This window comes from Geodermatophilus sp. SYSU D00708, assembly GCF_054050115.1.
On record NZ_JBJGYS010000029.1, the window covers coordinates 1 to 15,663 of the forward strand.

15 protein-coding genes and 1 riboswitch are annotated in these 15,663 nt (G+C 77.0%); of the genes, 7 read left to right on the forward strand and 8 right to left on the reverse strand.

From position 1 onward, the window contains the following. Positions 1-76: 76 nt before the first annotated feature. Positions 77-922, reverse strand: coding sequence for an alpha/beta fold hydrolase (locus tag ACI79D_RS20220; protein ID WP_456920273.1), 846 nt, complete (start codon positions 920-922; stop codon positions 77-79). A gap of 98 nt (positions 923-1,020) precedes the next feature. Here ACI79D_RS20220 and ACI79D_RS20225 point away from each other — a divergent pair, with 98 nt between their 5' ends. Continuing rightward, the gene (locus ACI79D_RS20225; RefSeq protein ID WP_456920274.1) at positions 1,021-2,754 is read left to right on the forward strand and encodes a helicase; all 1,734 of its coding nucleotides are present in this window, start codon (positions 1,021-1,023) and stop codon (positions 2,752-2,754) included. 68 nt (positions 2,755-2,822) lie between these two features. Here the strand turns inward: ACI79D_RS20225 and ACI79D_RS20230 are convergent, their stop codons facing one another. Continuing rightward, entirely contained in the window at positions 2,823-3,836 is a 1,014-nt protein-coding gene (locus ACI79D_RS20230) for an alcohol dehydrogenase catalytic domain-containing protein (protein ID WP_456920275.1), read from the reverse strand. A 148-nt stretch (positions 3,837-3,984) separates the two neighbouring features. Continuing rightward, a riboswitch (TPP riboswitch) is annotated at positions 3,985-4,079 on the forward strand. Between ACI79D_RS20230 and thiM the strand changes: the two genes are divergently transcribed. The 4 genes from thiM to ACI79D_RS20250 all read left to right on the forward strand — a co-directional run bounded on the left by thiM (position 4,072) and on the right by ACI79D_RS20250 (position 7,056). Continuing rightward, the gene (gene thiM / locus ACI79D_RS20235) at positions 4,072-4,869 is read left to right on the forward strand and encodes a hydroxyethylthiazole kinase (RefSeq protein WP_456920276.1); all 798 of its coding nucleotides are present in this window, start codon (positions 4,072-4,074) and stop codon (positions 4,867-4,869) included. Its footprint overlaps the riboswitch before it by 8 nt. Continuing rightward, positions 4,866-5,534 carry a thiamine phosphate synthase gene (gene thiE / locus ACI79D_RS20240; protein WP_456920277.1) on the forward strand — a complete coding sequence of 223 codons (669 nt, stop codon included), beginning with the start codon at positions 4,866-4,868 and terminating at the stop codon, positions 5,532-5,534. The genes thiM and thiE overlap by 4 nt, the downstream gene beginning before the upstream one ends. Further along, positions 5,531-6,346: a bifunctional hydroxymethylpyrimidine kinase/phosphomethylpyrimidine kinase gene (gene thiD, locus ACI79D_RS20245; RefSeq protein WP_456920278.1), complete on the forward strand. Its 816-nt coding sequence runs from the start codon at positions 5,531-5,533 to the stop codon at positions 6,344-6,346. Before thiE ends, thiD begins: the two co-directional genes overlap by 4 nt. Further along, positions 6,343-7,056, forward strand: a complete 714-nt coding sequence (locus ACI79D_RS20250; protein WP_456920279.1) for a TenA family protein — start codon at positions 6,343-6,345, stop codon at positions 7,054-7,056. The genes thiD and ACI79D_RS20250 overlap by 4 nt, the downstream gene beginning before the upstream one ends. 46 nt (positions 7,057-7,102) lie before the next feature. Here ACI79D_RS20250 and ACI79D_RS20255 read toward each other — a convergent pair whose 3' ends face one another. After that, positions 7,103-8,683, reverse strand: coding sequence for a flotillin family protein (locus ACI79D_RS20255; RefSeq protein WP_456920280.1), 1,581 nt, complete (start codon positions 8,681-8,683; stop codon positions 7,103-7,105). Next, positions 8,674-9,225, reverse strand: a complete 552-nt coding sequence (locus tag ACI79D_RS20260) for an NfeD family protein (RefSeq protein WP_456920281.1) — start codon at positions 9,223-9,225, stop codon at positions 8,674-8,676. The genes ACI79D_RS20255 and ACI79D_RS20260 overlap by 10 nt, the downstream gene beginning before the upstream one ends. A 145-nt stretch (positions 9,226-9,370) precedes the next feature. On the opposite strand from ACI79D_RS20260, the gene ACI79D_RS20265 reads away from it, so the two are divergent. Beyond that, complete coding sequence (locus ACI79D_RS20265; protein ID WP_456920282.1) at positions 9,371-10,741, forward strand: DNA polymerase IV; 1,371 nt, start codon at positions 9,371-9,373, stop codon at positions 10,739-10,741. Here ACI79D_RS20265 and ACI79D_RS20270 read toward each other — a convergent pair. From ACI79D_RS20270 to ACI79D_RS20285, 4 genes are all read right to left on the reverse strand, one after another. Continuing rightward, a complete protein-coding gene (locus tag ACI79D_RS20270; RefSeq protein ID WP_456920283.1) occupies positions 10,707-10,976 on the reverse strand; it encodes a hypothetical protein in 270 nt (89 codons plus the stop codon). The genes ACI79D_RS20265 and ACI79D_RS20270 overlap by 35 nt on opposite strands. Before the next feature lie 379 nt (positions 10,977-11,355). Next, entirely contained in the window at positions 11,356-12,639 is a 1,284-nt protein-coding gene (locus ACI79D_RS20275) for a CoA transferase (RefSeq protein WP_456920284.1), read from the reverse strand. Beyond that, positions 12,636-13,214, reverse strand: coding sequence for an RBBP9/YdeN family alpha/beta hydrolase (locus ACI79D_RS20280; protein WP_456920285.1), 579 nt, complete (start codon positions 13,212-13,214; stop codon positions 12,636-12,638). Before ACI79D_RS20280 ends, ACI79D_RS20275 begins: the two co-directional genes overlap by 4 nt. A gap of 31 nt (positions 13,215-13,245) precedes the next feature. After that, entirely contained in the window at positions 13,246-14,433 is a 1,188-nt protein-coding gene (locus ACI79D_RS20285; protein ID WP_456920286.1) for a PucR family transcriptional regulator, read from the reverse strand. Between the two features lie 107 nt (positions 14,434-14,540). Here ACI79D_RS20285 and ACI79D_RS20290 point away from each other — a divergent pair, with 107 nt between their 5' ends. Beyond that, on the forward strand, positions 14,541-15,638 hold the full coding sequence (locus tag ACI79D_RS20290) for a ferredoxin reductase (protein ID WP_456920287.1): 1,098 nt from the start codon (positions 14,541-14,543) through the stop codon (positions 15,636-15,638). The last annotated feature ends 25 nt before the right edge of the window (positions 15,639-15,663 follow it).

A 15,663-nucleotide genomic window follows, 5' to 3' on the forward strand; every position in this document is an offset into this window, starting at 1 on the left:
GGTCGCCGAACCCGCGGTGCAGCGCGTGTCCGGCGACCACACGGCGAGGACGGCGCCGGGCTGCCCCGGGGCCGGCTCAGCCCTCGACGCGCTCCAGGAACCGCTTCAGCGCCTCCAGGAACACCTGCGGCTGCTCCGAGTGCACCCAGTGGCCGGCGTTCTTGACCCGCACCAACCGGGTGGCCGGGAACAGCTCCTCCATCCGCGCGCGGTCCTCGGGGAGCACGTAGTGCGAGTTCGCGCCCGCGATCCACAGCACCGGACCGTCGTAGCGGGCGCCCGGGGGCGGCTCGGGGAACCCCCGCAGCTCCCCGAGGTCGCGCTCCAGCAGCTCCAGGTTCAGCCGCCAGCGCCATCCGCCGTCCGCACCGAGGCCCTCGCGGACCAGGCTCTGCAGCAGGAAGGAGCGGACCATCCGGCTCGGGACGACGGTGCGCAGCGCGGCGTCGGCGTCCTCGCGGGTCCTCAGCGCGCCGAGGTCCAGCGCGCGCATGGCGGCGATGTACGCGGCGAAGGGGGAGGCCTCCTCGTCGGGGTCGTCGGTGCGTCCGCCGGACACCGGGTACTCGGTGGGGGAGATGTCGACGACGACCAGCGCGCGCAGCAGCTCCGGGTGCCGCAGCGCGACCTGCATCGCCACCTTGCCGCCCATCGAGTGCCCGACGAGGGTGACCGGTTCGGCGAACGACCGCAGCTCGTCGGCGACCATCCCGGCCATGTCGAGGTAGTCGACCCGTTCGGTCCACGGCGAGTGCCCGTGGTTGGGCAGGTCCAGGAGGGTCACCCGGTGGTCGCCGGAGAGGCCCTTCGCGGCCGTCGTCCAGTTCTTGCCCTGACCGAACAGGCCGTGTACGAAGACCACCCGCGGGCCGCGCTCGCCCAGCGTCCGGGCGTGCAGCCGTTCCTCGGAGTTCTCCGTCACCCGGCGATTCCACCAGATCCCGTCGTCCGCCCCACCTACCGTCGACGGCCGACGAAGACACCGGTCGGCGTCCGCGCCGACGGAGGGGGAGCACACCCATGCCCGGACGGCGTCGCCGCACGACGAGCCGCTCGACCACCACCCGCAGCACCACCCGCACCGCCGCCCGCCGCGCGGCACCGGCCCGCCGCACCGCGAAGCCGGCTCCGGAGCGCCCGGTCGCCGGCCCGGGGGAGCGGGTGTGGGTGCTCGCCGTCCCGTTCCGCGCCCCGGCACCCGGAGCCCAGTGGCGCCCGGACCTGCAGGCCCACGTGTACGTCGGCCGCGAACTGCCGCCGGAGCTGGCGCCCTACGACCCGCCGCCGTACACGTTCGAGCGCTTCCTCGAGGACGAGCTCAACGCCACGCCGCGCCCGCTCCCCACCGGCCGCCCCATGCAGCCGCGCGACGAGCAGCTCACCGGTGCGGCCGCGATCGCCGCGTCGGCGAAGGCCGGGCACCGGGTCTTCCTGCTCGGTGACGACCCCGGCGTGGGCAAGACCGGCACCGCCGTCCTGGCCGCCCGGGAGGTCGCGGCGCAGCGCGGCGGCCGCACGGTGCTGGTCGTCGCCGACCGCCCGGCGGCGATCACCATCCCGCACTGGACGCGGTCGATCGCCGGCTTCGGCGACGGCGGCCTGCGCTGGTGCGTGACCACGTGGGACCGCCTGGCGAAGGTCGCCAAGCTCCGGTTCGACGTCGTCATCGCCGACGAGGCACACATGGTGCGGCACACGACGACGCAGCGGTGGAAGCACTGGAAGGCGGTCTCCGGCGCCGGCCGGGTGAAGGACGCGCCGTTCGTCATCGCGGCCACCGCCACCCCCGCGCACACGCCGCTGGAGCTGCCCTACCTGGCGCCGCAGTTCGCCCAGCGGCACGGCGAGCCGCTGCGCTCGTGGGCCGACCTGCCGGCGAAGCTCGCCGACCACGGGTTCCACGTGGAACGGGGCCGGTACGGCTGGACCTGGACCGAGGACGCCGACCGCCGCCGCGCCGACCTCGCCCGGCTGCAGGACTGGCTGGCCGAGGGCTCCCCGCCGGCGACGCTGCACCGCCCGGCGCCGTGGGGCCCGGTGTCGGTCACCGGGACGCCGGTGTCGCTGACGCCGGCCGAGCGGGCCGCCTACGAGTCGGAGTGGCAGGAGTTCCGCGCCGAGATGCAGCTGGCCCGCCGCGGCCGGCAGACCGCGCGGGGCCGGGCGGCGCTGCTGCGGTTCCGGCAGAAGGCCGGGCTGATCCGCGCACAGGCCACCGTCGACTGGGTCAAGGCGCAGGTGGAGGCCGAGCGGCAGGTCGCCGTCTCGGTGGAGTTCGTGGAGACGGCGGCCGACCCGATCCGGGAGGCGCTGCTGGACTCGGGCGTCGCCGTGGCCGCCATCTACGGACGCGACCGGTTCGACGTCGAGGCCGAGCGGCTGCGGTTCCAGACCGGCGCCGCGCCCGTGTGCGTCTTCACGGTGACCGCGTCGATCAGCCTGCACGCCGGCGAACTGCTGCCCGACGGGACGCACGCATCGGCCACGCCGCGGGTCGGGCTGTTCCACCAGCCGCGGTTCTCCGGCATCCAGGCCCGCCAGGTCACCGGCCGCACCCACCGCGACGGGCAGGTCTCGCCGTGGCGGGTGGCGTTCGCCGAGGACACCGTCGAGGAGCAGGTCGCGCGGGTGATGGTGGAGCGGCTGGCGGTCAGCGGCTCGACCGCGGGCGCGGACACGTCGTCCCTGCAGGAGATCGCCGAGCTGCTCGACGCCGACTGGCTGCCCTCGACCACGCTCACCGGCACCGACTGACGCGGACTCGGTCTCAGCCGCAGTCGTATCTCGCCGCGCGGCCGGGTCGCCCTGACCGTCCACCCCGCTCAGGGCACGAGTACCGCCCGGCCGAGCACCCGGCCGGCACGCAGGTCGTCGAGCACCCGCACGGCGTCGTCGAGCGGGTGGGTCGTCACCGTCGTCACCAGGCGACCGCGGGCCGCGAGGTCCAGGGCCTCGACCAGCTCGGCGCGCCGGTTGCCGACCGACGTCACGATCCGCTGCTCGGGCACCACCATCGCCAGCGGGTCGATCTCGACCCGGTCGAAGCTGTAGCCGACGTAGACGAGGGTGCCGCCCTTGCCGAGGGAGGCGAGCGCGGCGGCGCCGGTGTCCCGGGTGCCGACGAGCTCGAACACCACGTCGGCGCCGCGGCCGCCGGTGGCCTCGCGGACGGCGCCGGCCACGTCCTGCGTCGAGGCGTCCACCGTCACCGCGGCCCCGAGCTCGGTGGCCAGCTCCAGCCGCTCCCGGGAGCGGGCGACAGCGATGACGCGGGCGCCGGCCTCCCGCAGCACCTGCACGAGCGCGAGACCGACCCCGCCGGCGCCGTAGACGACCGCGTCCGCGCCGGGGCCCACCCCGGCCACGCTGACCGCGTGCAGCGCCGTCGTCGCGCTGCAGCACAGGGTCGCGGCGGTGGGCAGGTCCACGCCGTCCGGCACGGGCACCACCGCCGTCGCCGGGACGACGAGCTGCTCGGCGAATCCGCCGTCGGTGGCGAAGGTCAGGAACCCGAGCGGCGCGTCGCAGAGGTGGTCGTCCCCGGCGGCGCACCACCGGCAACGGCCGCAGGCGTGCAGGTAGTGGACGGCGACCCGGTCGCCCACCGCGAGCCCGGCGACGTCCTCGCCCAGCTCGGCGACGACGCCCGCGACCTCGTGGCCCAGGGTGATCGGCGTCCGGGCCGGGGTGAGCAGCCCGTCGAGGAAGTGCAGCTCGGTCCCGCAGACGCCCGCTGCGGCGACGTCGAGGACCACCTCCCCGGGACCCGGCCGCGGCCGATCGACGTCCTCGACGCCGAGGGGTTCGCCGACCCCGTGGAAACGGACAGCACGCATGGAACGGCCTCCCTACGCCGGCATGACCCGGACAGGTTCGAACGGTCGACGGCCCCAGCCGCCCTCTCAGCCCACTCGGGTGGGCTCCCGCGGTACGGCCCGGAGGCTACCCGCCCGGCCTGGGAGCGACGTTGTTAGGTTCGGGGTCGTAAGTGGCACGGGGTGCCCCCGCCCGGGGCTGAGAGCACACCCGTCGAACCTGCTCCAGTTCGTACTGGCGAAGGGATGTCACGGCGTGGGAGCCATCGACCTGCGCGCGGCCCGCGAGGAGCTGCGCACCGCTGCACCGCTGGTGCACTGCCTGACCAACACCGTCGTCCAGACGATGACGGCCAACGCCCTGCTGGCCGCCGGCGCGGCGCCGGCGATGGTGGACGCGCCGCAGGAGGCCGGGGACTTCGCCGCGGTCGCCTCGGCGGTGCTGGTCAACGTCGGCACGGTGCACGAGCGCACCGCCGAGGCCATGCGGCTGGCCGCGCGCTCCGCCGGCGCGGCCGGGACGCCGTGGGTGCTCGACCCGGTCGCGGTCGGTCCGCTGGCCTACCGGACGGCGCTGGCCGCCGAGCTGGTCGAGCTGCGGCCCACCGCCGTCCGGGGCAACGCCTCCGAGGTCCTGGCGCTGGCCGGGGCCGGCACCGGCGGCCGCGGGGTGGACAGCACCCACAGCACCGACGCCGCCTCCGAGGCCGCCCTCGGCCTGGCCCGGCGCACCGGGGGAGTGGTGGCGGTCAGCGGCGAGGTGGACCTGGTCACCGACGGACGGCGGACCGTGCGGGTGGGCGGCGGCTCGGTCCTGCTCACCCGCACCACCGGCGCCGGCTGCGCGCTGGGCGCCCTGGTCGCCGCCTACCTCGCCGTCTGCGACGACCCGCTGACCGGCGTCGTGGCCGCGCACGCGCACGTGGCGCTGGCCGCCGAGGTCGCCGCCGACGTCGCCGACGGGCCCGGCACCTTCGCCCCGGCCTGGCTCGACGCCCTCGACGCCCTGGACGGGGAGTCCCTGAGCCGGGCGGACGTGCGGGAGGAGCGGTGAACGGGTTCGACCCGACCCTCTACCTGGTCACCGACACCGAGCTGGCCCGGCCCCGGCCGGTCGCCGACGTCGTCCGCGCCGCCGTGGCCGGTGGGGTCACCGCCGTCCAGGTGCGCGACAAGACGGCGTCCCGGCGGCAGCTGCTCGCCCTCACCCGGGCGGTGCAGGCCGCGCTGGTCGACCGCCCCGACGTCGCGGTCGTGGTCAACGACGCGGTCGACGTCGCCCTGCTGGCCGGCGCGGGCGTGCACGTCGGCCAGGACGACCTCCCGCCGGCCGAGGTCCGGCGGCTGCTGGGCCCGGGCGCGCCGCTGGGGCTGAGCGTCACCTGCGCCCCGGACCTGCACGCCGCGCTGGCGCTGCCCCCGGGCACCGTGGACCTGGTCGGCATCGGCCCGGTGTGGGCGACGCCGACCAAGCCCGACGCGGCTCCCGGCCTCGGCCTGGCGGGCACCCGGGAGCTCGCGGCCGCCGCCCGCTCCGCGGGGCTGGTCGCCGTCGCGATCGGCGGGATCGACACCGCCAGGGCGGCGGAGGTGGCGGCGACCGGGGTGGACGGGATCTGCGTCGTCTCGGCGGTCTGCGCCGCGCCCGACCCCGCGGCCGCCGCCCGGGAGCTGCGGGCGCGGATCGACGCGGGCCGCTCGGTGGGGGTCCAGCGATGAGCGGCGTGCCGGTCGCCCTCACCGTCGCGGGCAGCGATCCCAGCGGCGGCGCCGGCATCCAGGCCGACCTGAAGACCTTCAGCGCCCTGGGCGCCTACGGGACAGCGGTGCTGACCGCGCTCACCGCGCAGAACACCCGCGGGGTCACCGGCGTGCACCCGGTGCCGGCGGAGTTCGTCGCCGCGCAGCTCGAGACCCTGCTGGACGACGTCGAGGTGCACGCCACCAAGCTCGGCATGCTGGGCAGCGCGGAGGTGGTCCGGACCGTGGCGCGGGTGCTGGCCGACCGCCGGGCGGGGCCGGTCGTCTGCGATCCCGTGATGGTGGCGACCAGCGGCGACCGGCTCATCGACGACGCTGCGGTGGACGCCGTCCGCACCGACCTGCTGCCGGTCACCGACCTCGTCACGCCCAACGTGCCCGAGGCGGCGGCGCTGCTCGACGCGGCGCCGGCGACGAGCGTCGACGACCTCCCCGGGCAGGCCACCGCGCTGCTGGCCCTCGGCCCGCGGGCGGTGCTGCTCAAGGGCGGCCACCTCGGCGGGGAGGAGAGCGTCGACGTGCTGGCCACCGCGGACGGCGTCACCGTGACCCACCGTCCCCGGGTGCGGACGACGGCGACGCACGGCACCGGTTGCACGCTGTCCTCGGCCCTCGCCGCGCTCGCCGCCCGCGGCCGCACCGACGACTGGGCGCGGCTGGTCGACCCGGCGCGCGACTTCCTGCACACCGCGCTGGTCGCCGGGGCCGGCCTGGGCATCGGGTCGGGGCACGGGCCGGTGCACCACTTCGCCGGGATCTGGCCGTCGTGAGCACCGCCGCGGACCTCCCCGGGGACGCCGTCGAGGCCCCGTTCACCGAGCGCGCCTGGGCCGCGACCGCCGGCCTGCGCGCGGCCATCGACGACCTGCCCTTCCTCGCGGAGCTGGGCTCCGGCGCGCTGGCACCGGCCACGTTCCGGCACTACCTGGAGCAGGACGCGCTCTACCTCGCGGACTACGCCCGGGCGCTGGCCCTGCTCGCCGCCCGCGCCCCGGACTCGGCCGCCGCGTCCTTCTGGGCGACCTCGGCGGCCACGACCGCGACGGTCGAGCGCCAACTGCACGCCGACCTGCTCGCCGCGGAGCTGCCCCCGGCCGACCGGCCGGGCGGCGACCCGGTGCCCTCACCGACCTGCCTGGCCTACGTCTCCTACCTGGTGGCCGCGGCGGCGACGGCTCCGTACGCGGTCGCCGCCGCGGCCGCGCTGCCCTGCTACTGGGTGTACGCCGACGTCGGCGCGCGCCTGGCGCGGACCGCGGCCCTCGTCCCCGGGCACCCGTACCTGCGCTGGGTCGCCGCCTACGACGCCCCGGAGTTCCAGGAGGCCGCCCGCACCGCCCGCGCGCTGGTCGACGCGGCCGCCGGCGAGGCGCCCGGCACGCAGCCGGCCATGCTGCGCGCCTTCACCGTCGCCACCCGCTACGAGCTGGATTTCTGGCGCGCGGCGCACGAGCGGGAGAGCTGGCCGGACCCGATCTGAGCCGGTCCCGACGGGCCCGGCCAGGGAACTCCCGACCGGAGCCCGGTCAGCTCGCCGGCGGCTGCCCGTCCGCCGGCACGATCGGGATCCGGGTGGCCGCGCCGTCGGCGGTGGCTGCACCGCTCGCCGCGGGTGCGCTGCCACCCCCGGCCACGGCACCGCCCGCGCCCCCGAGCCGGCGCAGCAGCGCCGCGACGTCGACCCCGGTGAGGTCACCGGAGAGCTGCAGCCCCTGCGCCACGTTCGCGGCCACCGAGCGGCCGAGGGAGCCGGCGCCGTCGGCGGAGATGACGGTCATCTTGTCCACGCTCGACAGCGGGGCCGCGGCCGCCTGCACCACCTGGGGCAGCACCTTCACCAGCATCTCGAGGACCGCCGCCTCGCCGTACTTGGCGAACGCCTCCGAGCGTGCGTCCAGCGCCTCGGCCTCCGCCTGCCCGCGGGCGAGGATGGCGGCCGCCTCCGCGGCGCCCTCCCGCTCGACGGCGTCGGCGATGGCCTGCCGGCGCAGCCGCTCGGCCTCACCGCGCTTGGCGCCCTCGATCGCCTCGGCCTCGGCCAGCGCCGACCGGCGGGCCCGCTCGCCCTCACCGGAGAGCTTGGCCTGCTCGGCGGCGGCCTGGGCGGCGGCGATGGTGCCCTGCCGCTGGGCCTCGGCGGCGAGGATCGCGGCGTTCTTGCGGCCCTCGGCCTCCTGCTCGACCTTGTAGCGCTGAGCGTCGGCGGGCCGGCGGACCTGGGTGTCGAGCTGGCGCTCGGTCAGCGCCGCGGTCCGGACGGCGACCTTCTCCTGCTCGGTGAGGATCGCCTGGTCCTGCGCGGCCTGGGCCAGCGGTCCGCTGGCGGCCGCACGGGCCTTCGCCGCGTCGGTCTCCGCGGTGATCTCCGCCTGGCGCAGCGCGAGCTGCCGCTGGGCGACGGCGATCGCCTCGTCGGCGAGCAGCTGCTCCTGCTGCGCGGCCTGCCGGGCCCGGGCCTCGGCGATGCTGGCCTCCTTGAGCACCCGCGCCGCCTCGGGCCGGCCCAGGTCGGCCAGGTAGCTGCCCTCGGCCTGGATGTCCTGCAGCTGGAAGGTGTCGAGCACCAGCCCCTGCCCGGTGAGCGAGGACTCGGCCTCCTCGGCGACGGCGGAGGCGAACGCGGCCCGGTCGCGGATGATCTCCTCGATCGTCAGCCGGCCGACGATGGAGCGCAGGGCACCGGCCAGCACCTCCGAGGTGAAGGTGTCGATGCCCTCCTGCTGGTTGAGGAACCGCTGGGCGGCGGCGCGGATGGAGTCCTCGGAGCCGCCGACCTTGACGATGGCCACGCCCTCCAGGTCGCACTTGACGCCCTGCTTGGACACCGCACCGCGGATGCCGACCGGGATGCGCCGGCTGGACAGGTCCATCGTGTGCAGCTTCTGCACGACCGGCAGGACGAAGACGCTGGCGCCCATGACCACCTTCTGGCCCGACGCGTCGCGGGAGGTCAGCCCCGAGGCGCTGGTGACCTCGCGTCCCTGGCGGCCGGTCACGATGAACGCCTGGTTGGGCCCGGCGACCTTGATGCGGGACAGGACCAGCACCACGATCAGGAGCACCAGGACGGCGATGCCGCCGATGGCGATGAGCAGGGTCAGGTCCACGGTTCGGTGCCTCCGGTCTCGGGCAGGGGGTCGGGCGCGGTCGAGACGACCTGCACGGCGGTCTCGCTGAGCGCCTCGACGACGTACACGGGCGTGCCCGCGGGCAGCGGGACGTCGCTGCGCGCGGCGTACTTGAGCTGCTGGCCGGCGACGGTCAGGCGCACCTCGCCGAGTCCTCCGCTCGGGACGGCGGACACCACGACGCCCTGCAGGCCGACCAGGTGGGCCTTCGTGAGGGTCTCGGTGGTGGGCATGTCCCGCAGCGCGCGGGAGAGCCGGATCGCCCCCCACGCGAGCGGGATCGCCACGGCTGCCCCGACGGTCAGCGCGGCGAGCAGCCGGCCGGCGTCCGGGAGCCCGTCGGGCAGCACGGACGCGGCCGCGGCGCCGCCGAAGCCCACCCCGCCGACCAGCGCCGCCAGCGCCGGGACCGAGAACGGGCCGTCGGCGTCCCCGGCCAGGTCGCCGAACTCGCCGACGAGCAGGGACAGCAGGAGGACGCCGAGGCCGATCGCCCCCACGACGAGGAGGACTCCCGCCACGCTGCTCCTCCCTGTCGGTGTGGGCCCCGACAGTCGCAGCCACGCGGGAGATGATCAACCGGATCCGGCACCGACCCGTCCGCACTCACCCGCTCGGAGGACGGGCGACCATGGGGAGCGGCCGGCGACAGCGAGGAGGTGGGGCGTGCGGCGGGAGGCGAGCATCCTCCACCTGGACCTCGACGCCTTCTTCGCCGCGGTCGAGCAGCGCGACAAGCCGTCCCTGCGCGGGCGGCCGGTGGTGGTCGGCGGCGTGGGCGGGCGCGGCGTGGTGGCGACGGCGTCCTACGAGGCGCGCGCCTACGGCGCCCGGTCGGCGATGTCGACCGCCGAGGCGCGGCGCCGCTGCCCGCCCGGGACGGCGTTCCTCGGCGGGCGGTTCGCCGCCTACCGGCGGACCTCCGACGTCGTCATGGAGCTGCTGCGGGAGCTCTCCCCACTGGTCGAGCCGGCCTCGCTGGACGAGGCCTACGTCGACCTCGCGGCCGGCCCGGGCCACGACCTGTCGGTGGACGGCGTGACCGCGCTCGGCCGGCGGCTCAAGGAGCGGATCGCCGAGGCCACCGGCGGGGTGACCGGGTCGGTGGGCATCGGCTCGTCGAAGCTCATGGCCAAGATCGGCTCCGACCTGGACAAGCCCGACGGGCTGGTCGTCGTCCCCCCGGGCGGCGAGCTGGACGTGCTGCACCCGCTGCCGGTGACCCGCCTGGGCGGCGTGGGCCCGGCGACCGCGGAGCGGCTGCGGCAGGTCGGGGTGCGCACCGTCGCCGACCTGGCCGCGAAGTCGCTGCCGGACCTGGTGGCGCTGGCCGGCCGGGCGCACGGGGCGGGGCTCTACGCGCTGGCCCGCGCCGAGGACGACCGGCCGGTGGTCGCCGAGCGCGAGGCCAAGTCGATCTCGCAGGAGGAGACCTTCGAGCGGGACCTCACCGACCTCGCCGTCCTCGGCCGGGAGATCGACGCCATGGCCGCGCGGGTGGCCGCCCGCCTGCACGCGTCGGCCTACGCCGGGCGGACGGTGACGCTCAAGCTGCGCCGCTACGACTTCACCACGCAGACCCGCTCACAGACGCTGCCGCAGCCCACCGACGACGTCCGGGTGATCGCCTCGATCGCCCGCCGGCTGCTCACCGAGGCCGGCGCCGGGGGTGGGCTGCGCCTGCTCGGCGTCGGGGTCTCCGGGCTGTCGCTCTACGCGCAGGGCGATCTGTTCGCGGCCGACGACGAGCCGGCCGACCTCGCCGACGACGTCCCCGCCGAGGCGCCCGCGCCGGCCGAGGAACCCGCTCCGGCCGCCGAGACGCGGTGGTGGCCGGGGCAGGACGTGCGGCACGACGAGCTCGGCCCCGGCTGGGTGTGGGGCCGGGGACTGGGGCGGGTGACGGTCCGCTTCGAGGGGCCGCGCACCCCGCCCGGCCCGGTGCGCACGCTCGCCGCCGACGACCCCGCGCTGCAGCCCGCCGACCCGCCGGACTGGCGGGTCAGCGCGGGAACGCCGGCCAGCCCAGGACCGTGAGGTCCCGGTCGACCTGGACGACGACGTCCTCGCCGTAGGCGGTGACGAGGAACGCCGTGTACAGCCCGGCGGAGTCGACCTCGACCCGGTCGACCGTCGCGCCCGGGTGCTCGGCGAGCGCGGCGGCCGCCACGGCCACGGCCAGGTCGGCCGGGAGGTCGGGGTCCGCCGGCGGGGTCGGTGTCCGCATCCGCATGCGCCGCCGGATCCGGCCCTCGCTCGTCCTGGTGCCCATCGGGGCCTCCTCTCCTCCCCGGCCCCCGGTGGGCCGCTCGGGGACGAGCCTCGGCCGCGCGGCTGTGCGGAGCCTGGGCCTCCGGTGCGGGTTCGATCGGGGTCTGAGGAGCCCCGGACCCGACCCTGGGGGAGCTGTCGACCCGTGCGCCGGCGCGCCGACGAAGGGGAAGCGCCGGCGCGCCGGGTCGAGGGGGACGCGGAACCCGGCACAACGGGGGATGGCGGGCTCCGCGTCCCGGCGGGGACCGACGCCCTCGAGCCGGTCCCCGGTTCGCCGGGGGTGGCGTGGTGACGGGTGCTCCTGCCCGCTCTCTCCCCAGCGACCACCAGCGTGGCCGCGTGCCCTGTGAGGGAGCTGGACGGGGACTGCCAGTCCGCTAGGCATGCCACGACGGGCGGACGCCGAACGCGGCGGCGGTCCGCCACGGCGGCGACCCCGGCGGGGCCACCACCGTCACCGTGCCCTCGGGCGAGGGCAGGGACAGCAGGTACCGCGCCGGGTCGGCCGGCTCGCCGTCCTCCGGTGCCCGCCGCGGCAGGGCGAGCAGCTCGTGCGCCGTCCGGGCGAGGGAGAGCTCCCCGTGCCAGCCGCCACCCTCGTCGCGCCGGCGGGCCACGGCGGCCAGCACGGTCGCCGCCGCCAGGTGCCCGGTCGCGTGGTCCAGCGCCTGGGCGGGCAGCACGCCGGGTGCCTCGGGGGAGCCGCACTCGAGCGCGATGCCCGTCGCGGCCTGCACCAGCGAGTCGAAGCCCCGCCGGTGTGTCCACGGGCCCTCGGTGCCCCACGCCGAGAGGCTGACCACGACCAGGTGCGGGTGCCGCGCGGCCAGCGCCGCGGGGTCCAGCCCGAAGCGGGCCAGCGCGCCGGGCCGGTAGCCCTGCACGACGACGTCGGCGGTGGCCAGGAGCTCCTCGGCCGTCCGGCGGTCGGCGGCGGCCGCCAGGTCCAGCACCGCGTGCCGCTTGCCCGGTCCGGTGTCGACCAGCGAGCCGGGGTCGTCGGGCAGCCGCGGACTGTCGACCCGCAGGACGTCGGCGCCGTGCGAGGCCAGCGTCCGGGTGGCCACCGGGCCGGCGATCACGCGGGTCAGGTCGAGCACCCGCAGGCCCGACGCCGGTGCCGCCCGCACCGGTCCGTCGGCCGTCCGCCGCAGCGCGACCAGCGGCGCGGCCGCGACGGCCCGCCCCTGCGGCGACCCGGCCCAGGCCGCGGCCGTGCGGACCGCGCCCGCCGCGCCGCCGGCGGCCACGACCGCGGACTCGAGCTCCTCCGCCGCCCAGCGCCGCGCCGCCGACCCGGCGTCCTCACCGAGCACGCGCAGCGCCGCGGCACGGTGGTGCGGGTAGTTGGCGTGCAGCCGCAACCAGCCGTCTGCGGTCGGCCAGAACCGGGACAGCGGGTGGAACCCCGGCGCCACCGGACGGCCGTCGACCGCGGCGTACCGCTCGCTGCGGAAGGCGAGCCCGACGTGCGCGGCGTCCACCCGCACGGGGTCGCCGGGGGTGAGCAGCCGGGCCGCGAGCAGCTGCGCCGCGACGGCGCCCACGGCCAGGTCGGGCACGGGCAGCGGGCCGTCCAGCCCGGTCGCGCCGGTCGCCGCGACCTCCGGGGCGGGAACGCCGGCCAGCAGCGGCCACGCGTGCGCCAGCAGGGCGTTCACCGCGCGGTGATCCGCACGGCCGGGTCGGTGCACCAGCGCAGCACCGACGGCCACGCGCCGTACCCGTCGTCCATCGCCAGGTGGCCGGCGCCGGGCAGCACGTCGACGTCCAGCCCGTGCGGCCGGGCGAACACCTCCAGCGCCCCGCCCGGGCAGTAGGGGTCGTCGTCCGAGGCGACCAACCGCACCCGCCGCCGGACGTCGTCGGGGAGCGGCAGGAGCGCGCCGGCAACGAAGGTGGCGACGGCGGGCTCCCCGCGCAACCGCTCGACCGACGGCGGGGCCACCAGCAGCACGCGGTCGGGCTGCAGGCCGCCCAGGGACGCCGCGGTCCGCCACCACAGCAGCACGCCCAGGCTGTGGCAGACCAGCACCCGCTCGCCGGCCGGGTCCAGCGCGGCCAGGTGCCGGCGCAGCTCGGCCTGCCACTCGGCCAGCACCGGCTCGTCGGGGGAGGGGAACTGCGGGTAGACGACCGGGTGACCCGCGGCGGCCAGCTCCCCGGCCAGCCAGTGCTGCCAGTGCCCCGCCGGACGGCGGTTCTCCCACCCGTGCGCCACCAGGAAGCTGATCACGGCGGCGATCGTAGGAAGGCCCTGGGTGTACCTAGGGCCGCTGGGTCCCCAGCGCGAGGGTGAGCTCCAGCACGCACTGCGGGTCGTCGAGGCGGGCGCCGAAGAGCTCGCGCAGCTGCTGCATCCGGTAGCGCACCGTCTGCGGGTGGACGAACAGCTCCCCGGCGATCTTCTCCCGCCGCCCGTGGTTCAGCAGCCAGGAGCGCAGCGTCTCGAGCAGCTTCTCCCGCGGGCCGGGGCCCAGGTCGTCGAGCGGCGCGAGGACCTGCGCCCGCAGGTCGGCCAGCGCCTCGCCGTCGGCCCGCAGCACCAGCTCGGCCAGCCGCTGTTCGGTGTCCACCGGGGCGTCGCAGTCCGGGTGCAGGCCCAGCTGCAGCGCCCGCAGCGCCCGCGAGTAGGAGGAGCGCGCATCCTGCCAGGGCCGCGCGGGCCCGACGACGGCCTCCCGGCCGCGCAGGGCCTTGAGCAGCCCCGCGCGGGCGAAGCCCTCGGCGTCCGGGACGAGCAGCACCGCGCGCTCGGTCTCCGGCTCCGCGCCGGGGAGGTCCTCACCCGCCTGCAGGGTGCGCGCGTCGAGCACCGCCATCGCGCCGCGGGCCCGGGCCTCGGGCAGCAGCACCGCGGTGAGGGTGCGCGGTGGGGCCCAGTCGGCGCGCTCGGCCGCCGCGACCAGGTCGTAGGCCGGCCCACCGGTCAGCAGCAGCTCGGCCAGCCGCTCCAGGTGACGGCGGCGGACCCGCCCGCTGGTGGCCAGGTGGTCGGCGTGGCCCGCGACGCTGGAGGCCGACAGCTGGTCGATGTAGGCGAAGACCAGCTCGGCGAAGCGGGCCAGCGAGTCCGACGGCATGCCCGCGGCCACCGCCGTCTCGCTCATGTGCCGCCACGCCACGCGCGCCCCCACCCGGTAGGCGGCCAGCAGCGCGTCCATGGTGCGGCCGCTCTTCGCCTCCCCGCGGCCGAGCGCGTAGGCGCCCTCCAGGGCCGGCCCGATCGGCCGGCTGGGGTCGGCGCCGCCGTGCGCCGTCGCCAGTTCGAGGAACCCCCCGAGCGCCAGCTGGACCGCGTTCTCGATGGCCCGCCCCATGTCGCCCTGGAACGCCTCGGCGTAGCTGGGGACCTCGACGACGATCGCGGCCACCGTCCGCTCGGCCACGCGAGGCAACTCCGCGCGCATGGCGGTGGCCACCTCCCGGGTGAAGGTCTCACTCTCCGCCGCCACGCCCACCTCACGGATCCCGCAGGGTTGTTCGCGGGAGACAGTATCCGGGCGGAGGTTCACGTCCTCTGCACAGGTAATTGCACGCACCGCTGGGAACGATCGATGGCATGACCGCGACCGTCCCGCGCCCCACCCCGGCCCGGCCGGCCCTGACCGCCCTGCGTGCCCGCGCCCTGCGTCTCGCCGAGCTGGTGACGACGCCGCTGCTGCCCGACGACTACCTCGACATGGTCAACCCCCTGCGGGCGGGCACCGACCTGCGCGGACGCGTCGAGGCGGTGCAGCGCGAGACGCGCGACGCGGCCACCCTGGTCATCCGGCCGGGCGCGGACTGGCGCGGCCACGTCCCCGGCCAGTGGGTGCGGCTCGGGGTCGACGTCGACGGCGTCCGCCAGTGGCGGGCCTACTCCCTCACCTCGGGCCTGGACCGCGCCGACGGCTGCATCAGCATCACCGTCAAGGCGATCCCCGACGGCCGGGTCAGCAACCACCTCGTGCACCGCACCACGCCCGGCACCCTCGTCCACCTCGACCAGGCGACCGGCGAGTTCGTCGTCCCGCAGGAGCAGGGCAAGGTCCTGTTCGTCACCGCCGGCTCGGGCATCACCCCGGTCATGGGCATCCTGCGCAACCGCCCGGACCTCACCGACGTCGTCCTCGTGCACTCCGCGCCGACGCCGGACGACGTCGTCTTCGGGCCCGAGCTGCGCGCCCTGGCCGCCACCGGCCGGCTGCGGCTGGTGGAGCGGCACACCGACACCGAAGGGCTGCTCGACGCCGCCGGGATCGAGGAGCTCGTGCCCGACCTGGCCGAGCGGGCGACCTGGGCGTGCGGCCCGGTGGGGATGCTCGAGGCGCTGGAGGAGCACTGGACCGCGGCCGGCCTCGCCGACCGGCTGTTCACCGAGCGCTTCCGGCCGGCGGTCGTCGTCGCCGGCGAGGGCGGCACGGTCGCCTTCACCCAGGCCGGCACGACGCTGGAGGCCGACGGCGCGACCCCGATCCTGGACGCCGCCGAGGAGGCCGGCGTCCTCATGCCCAGCGGCTGCCGCATGGGCATCTGCTACGGCTGCGTGCTGCCCCTGCGCGAGGGCGCCGTCCGGGACCTGCGCACCGGCGAGGTCACCACGGCCGCCCCCGGGGACGGCGTCCTCGTCCAGACCTGCATCAGCGCCGCCGCCGGCGCCTGCTCCATCGACCACTGACCCGACCGCGACCTGAGACCGCGAC

What these genes read in the sequence shown, in the direction of transcription:
- ACI79D_RS20230 (WP_456920275.1), bottom strand. Translation starts at nt 3,836, where the DNA reads ATGCGTGCTGTCCGTTTCCACGGGGTCGGCGAACCCCTCGGCGTCGAG.
- ACI79D_RS20290 (WP_456920287.1), top strand. Translation starts at nt 14,541, where the DNA reads ATGACCGCGACCGTCCCGCGCCCCACCCCGGCCCGGCCGGCCCTGACC.
- ACI79D_RS20225 (WP_456920274.1), top strand. Translation starts at nt 1,021, where the DNA reads ATGCCCGGACGGCGTCGCCGCACGACGAGCCGCTCGACCACCACCCGC.
- thiD (WP_456920278.1), top strand. Translation starts at nt 5,531, where the DNA reads ATGAGCGGCGTGCCGGTCGCCCTCACCGTCGCGGGCAGCGATCCCAGC.
- ACI79D_RS20270 (WP_456920283.1), bottom strand. Translation starts at nt 10,976, where the DNA reads ATGGGCACCAGGACGAGCGAGGGCCGGATCCGGCGGCGCATGCGGATG.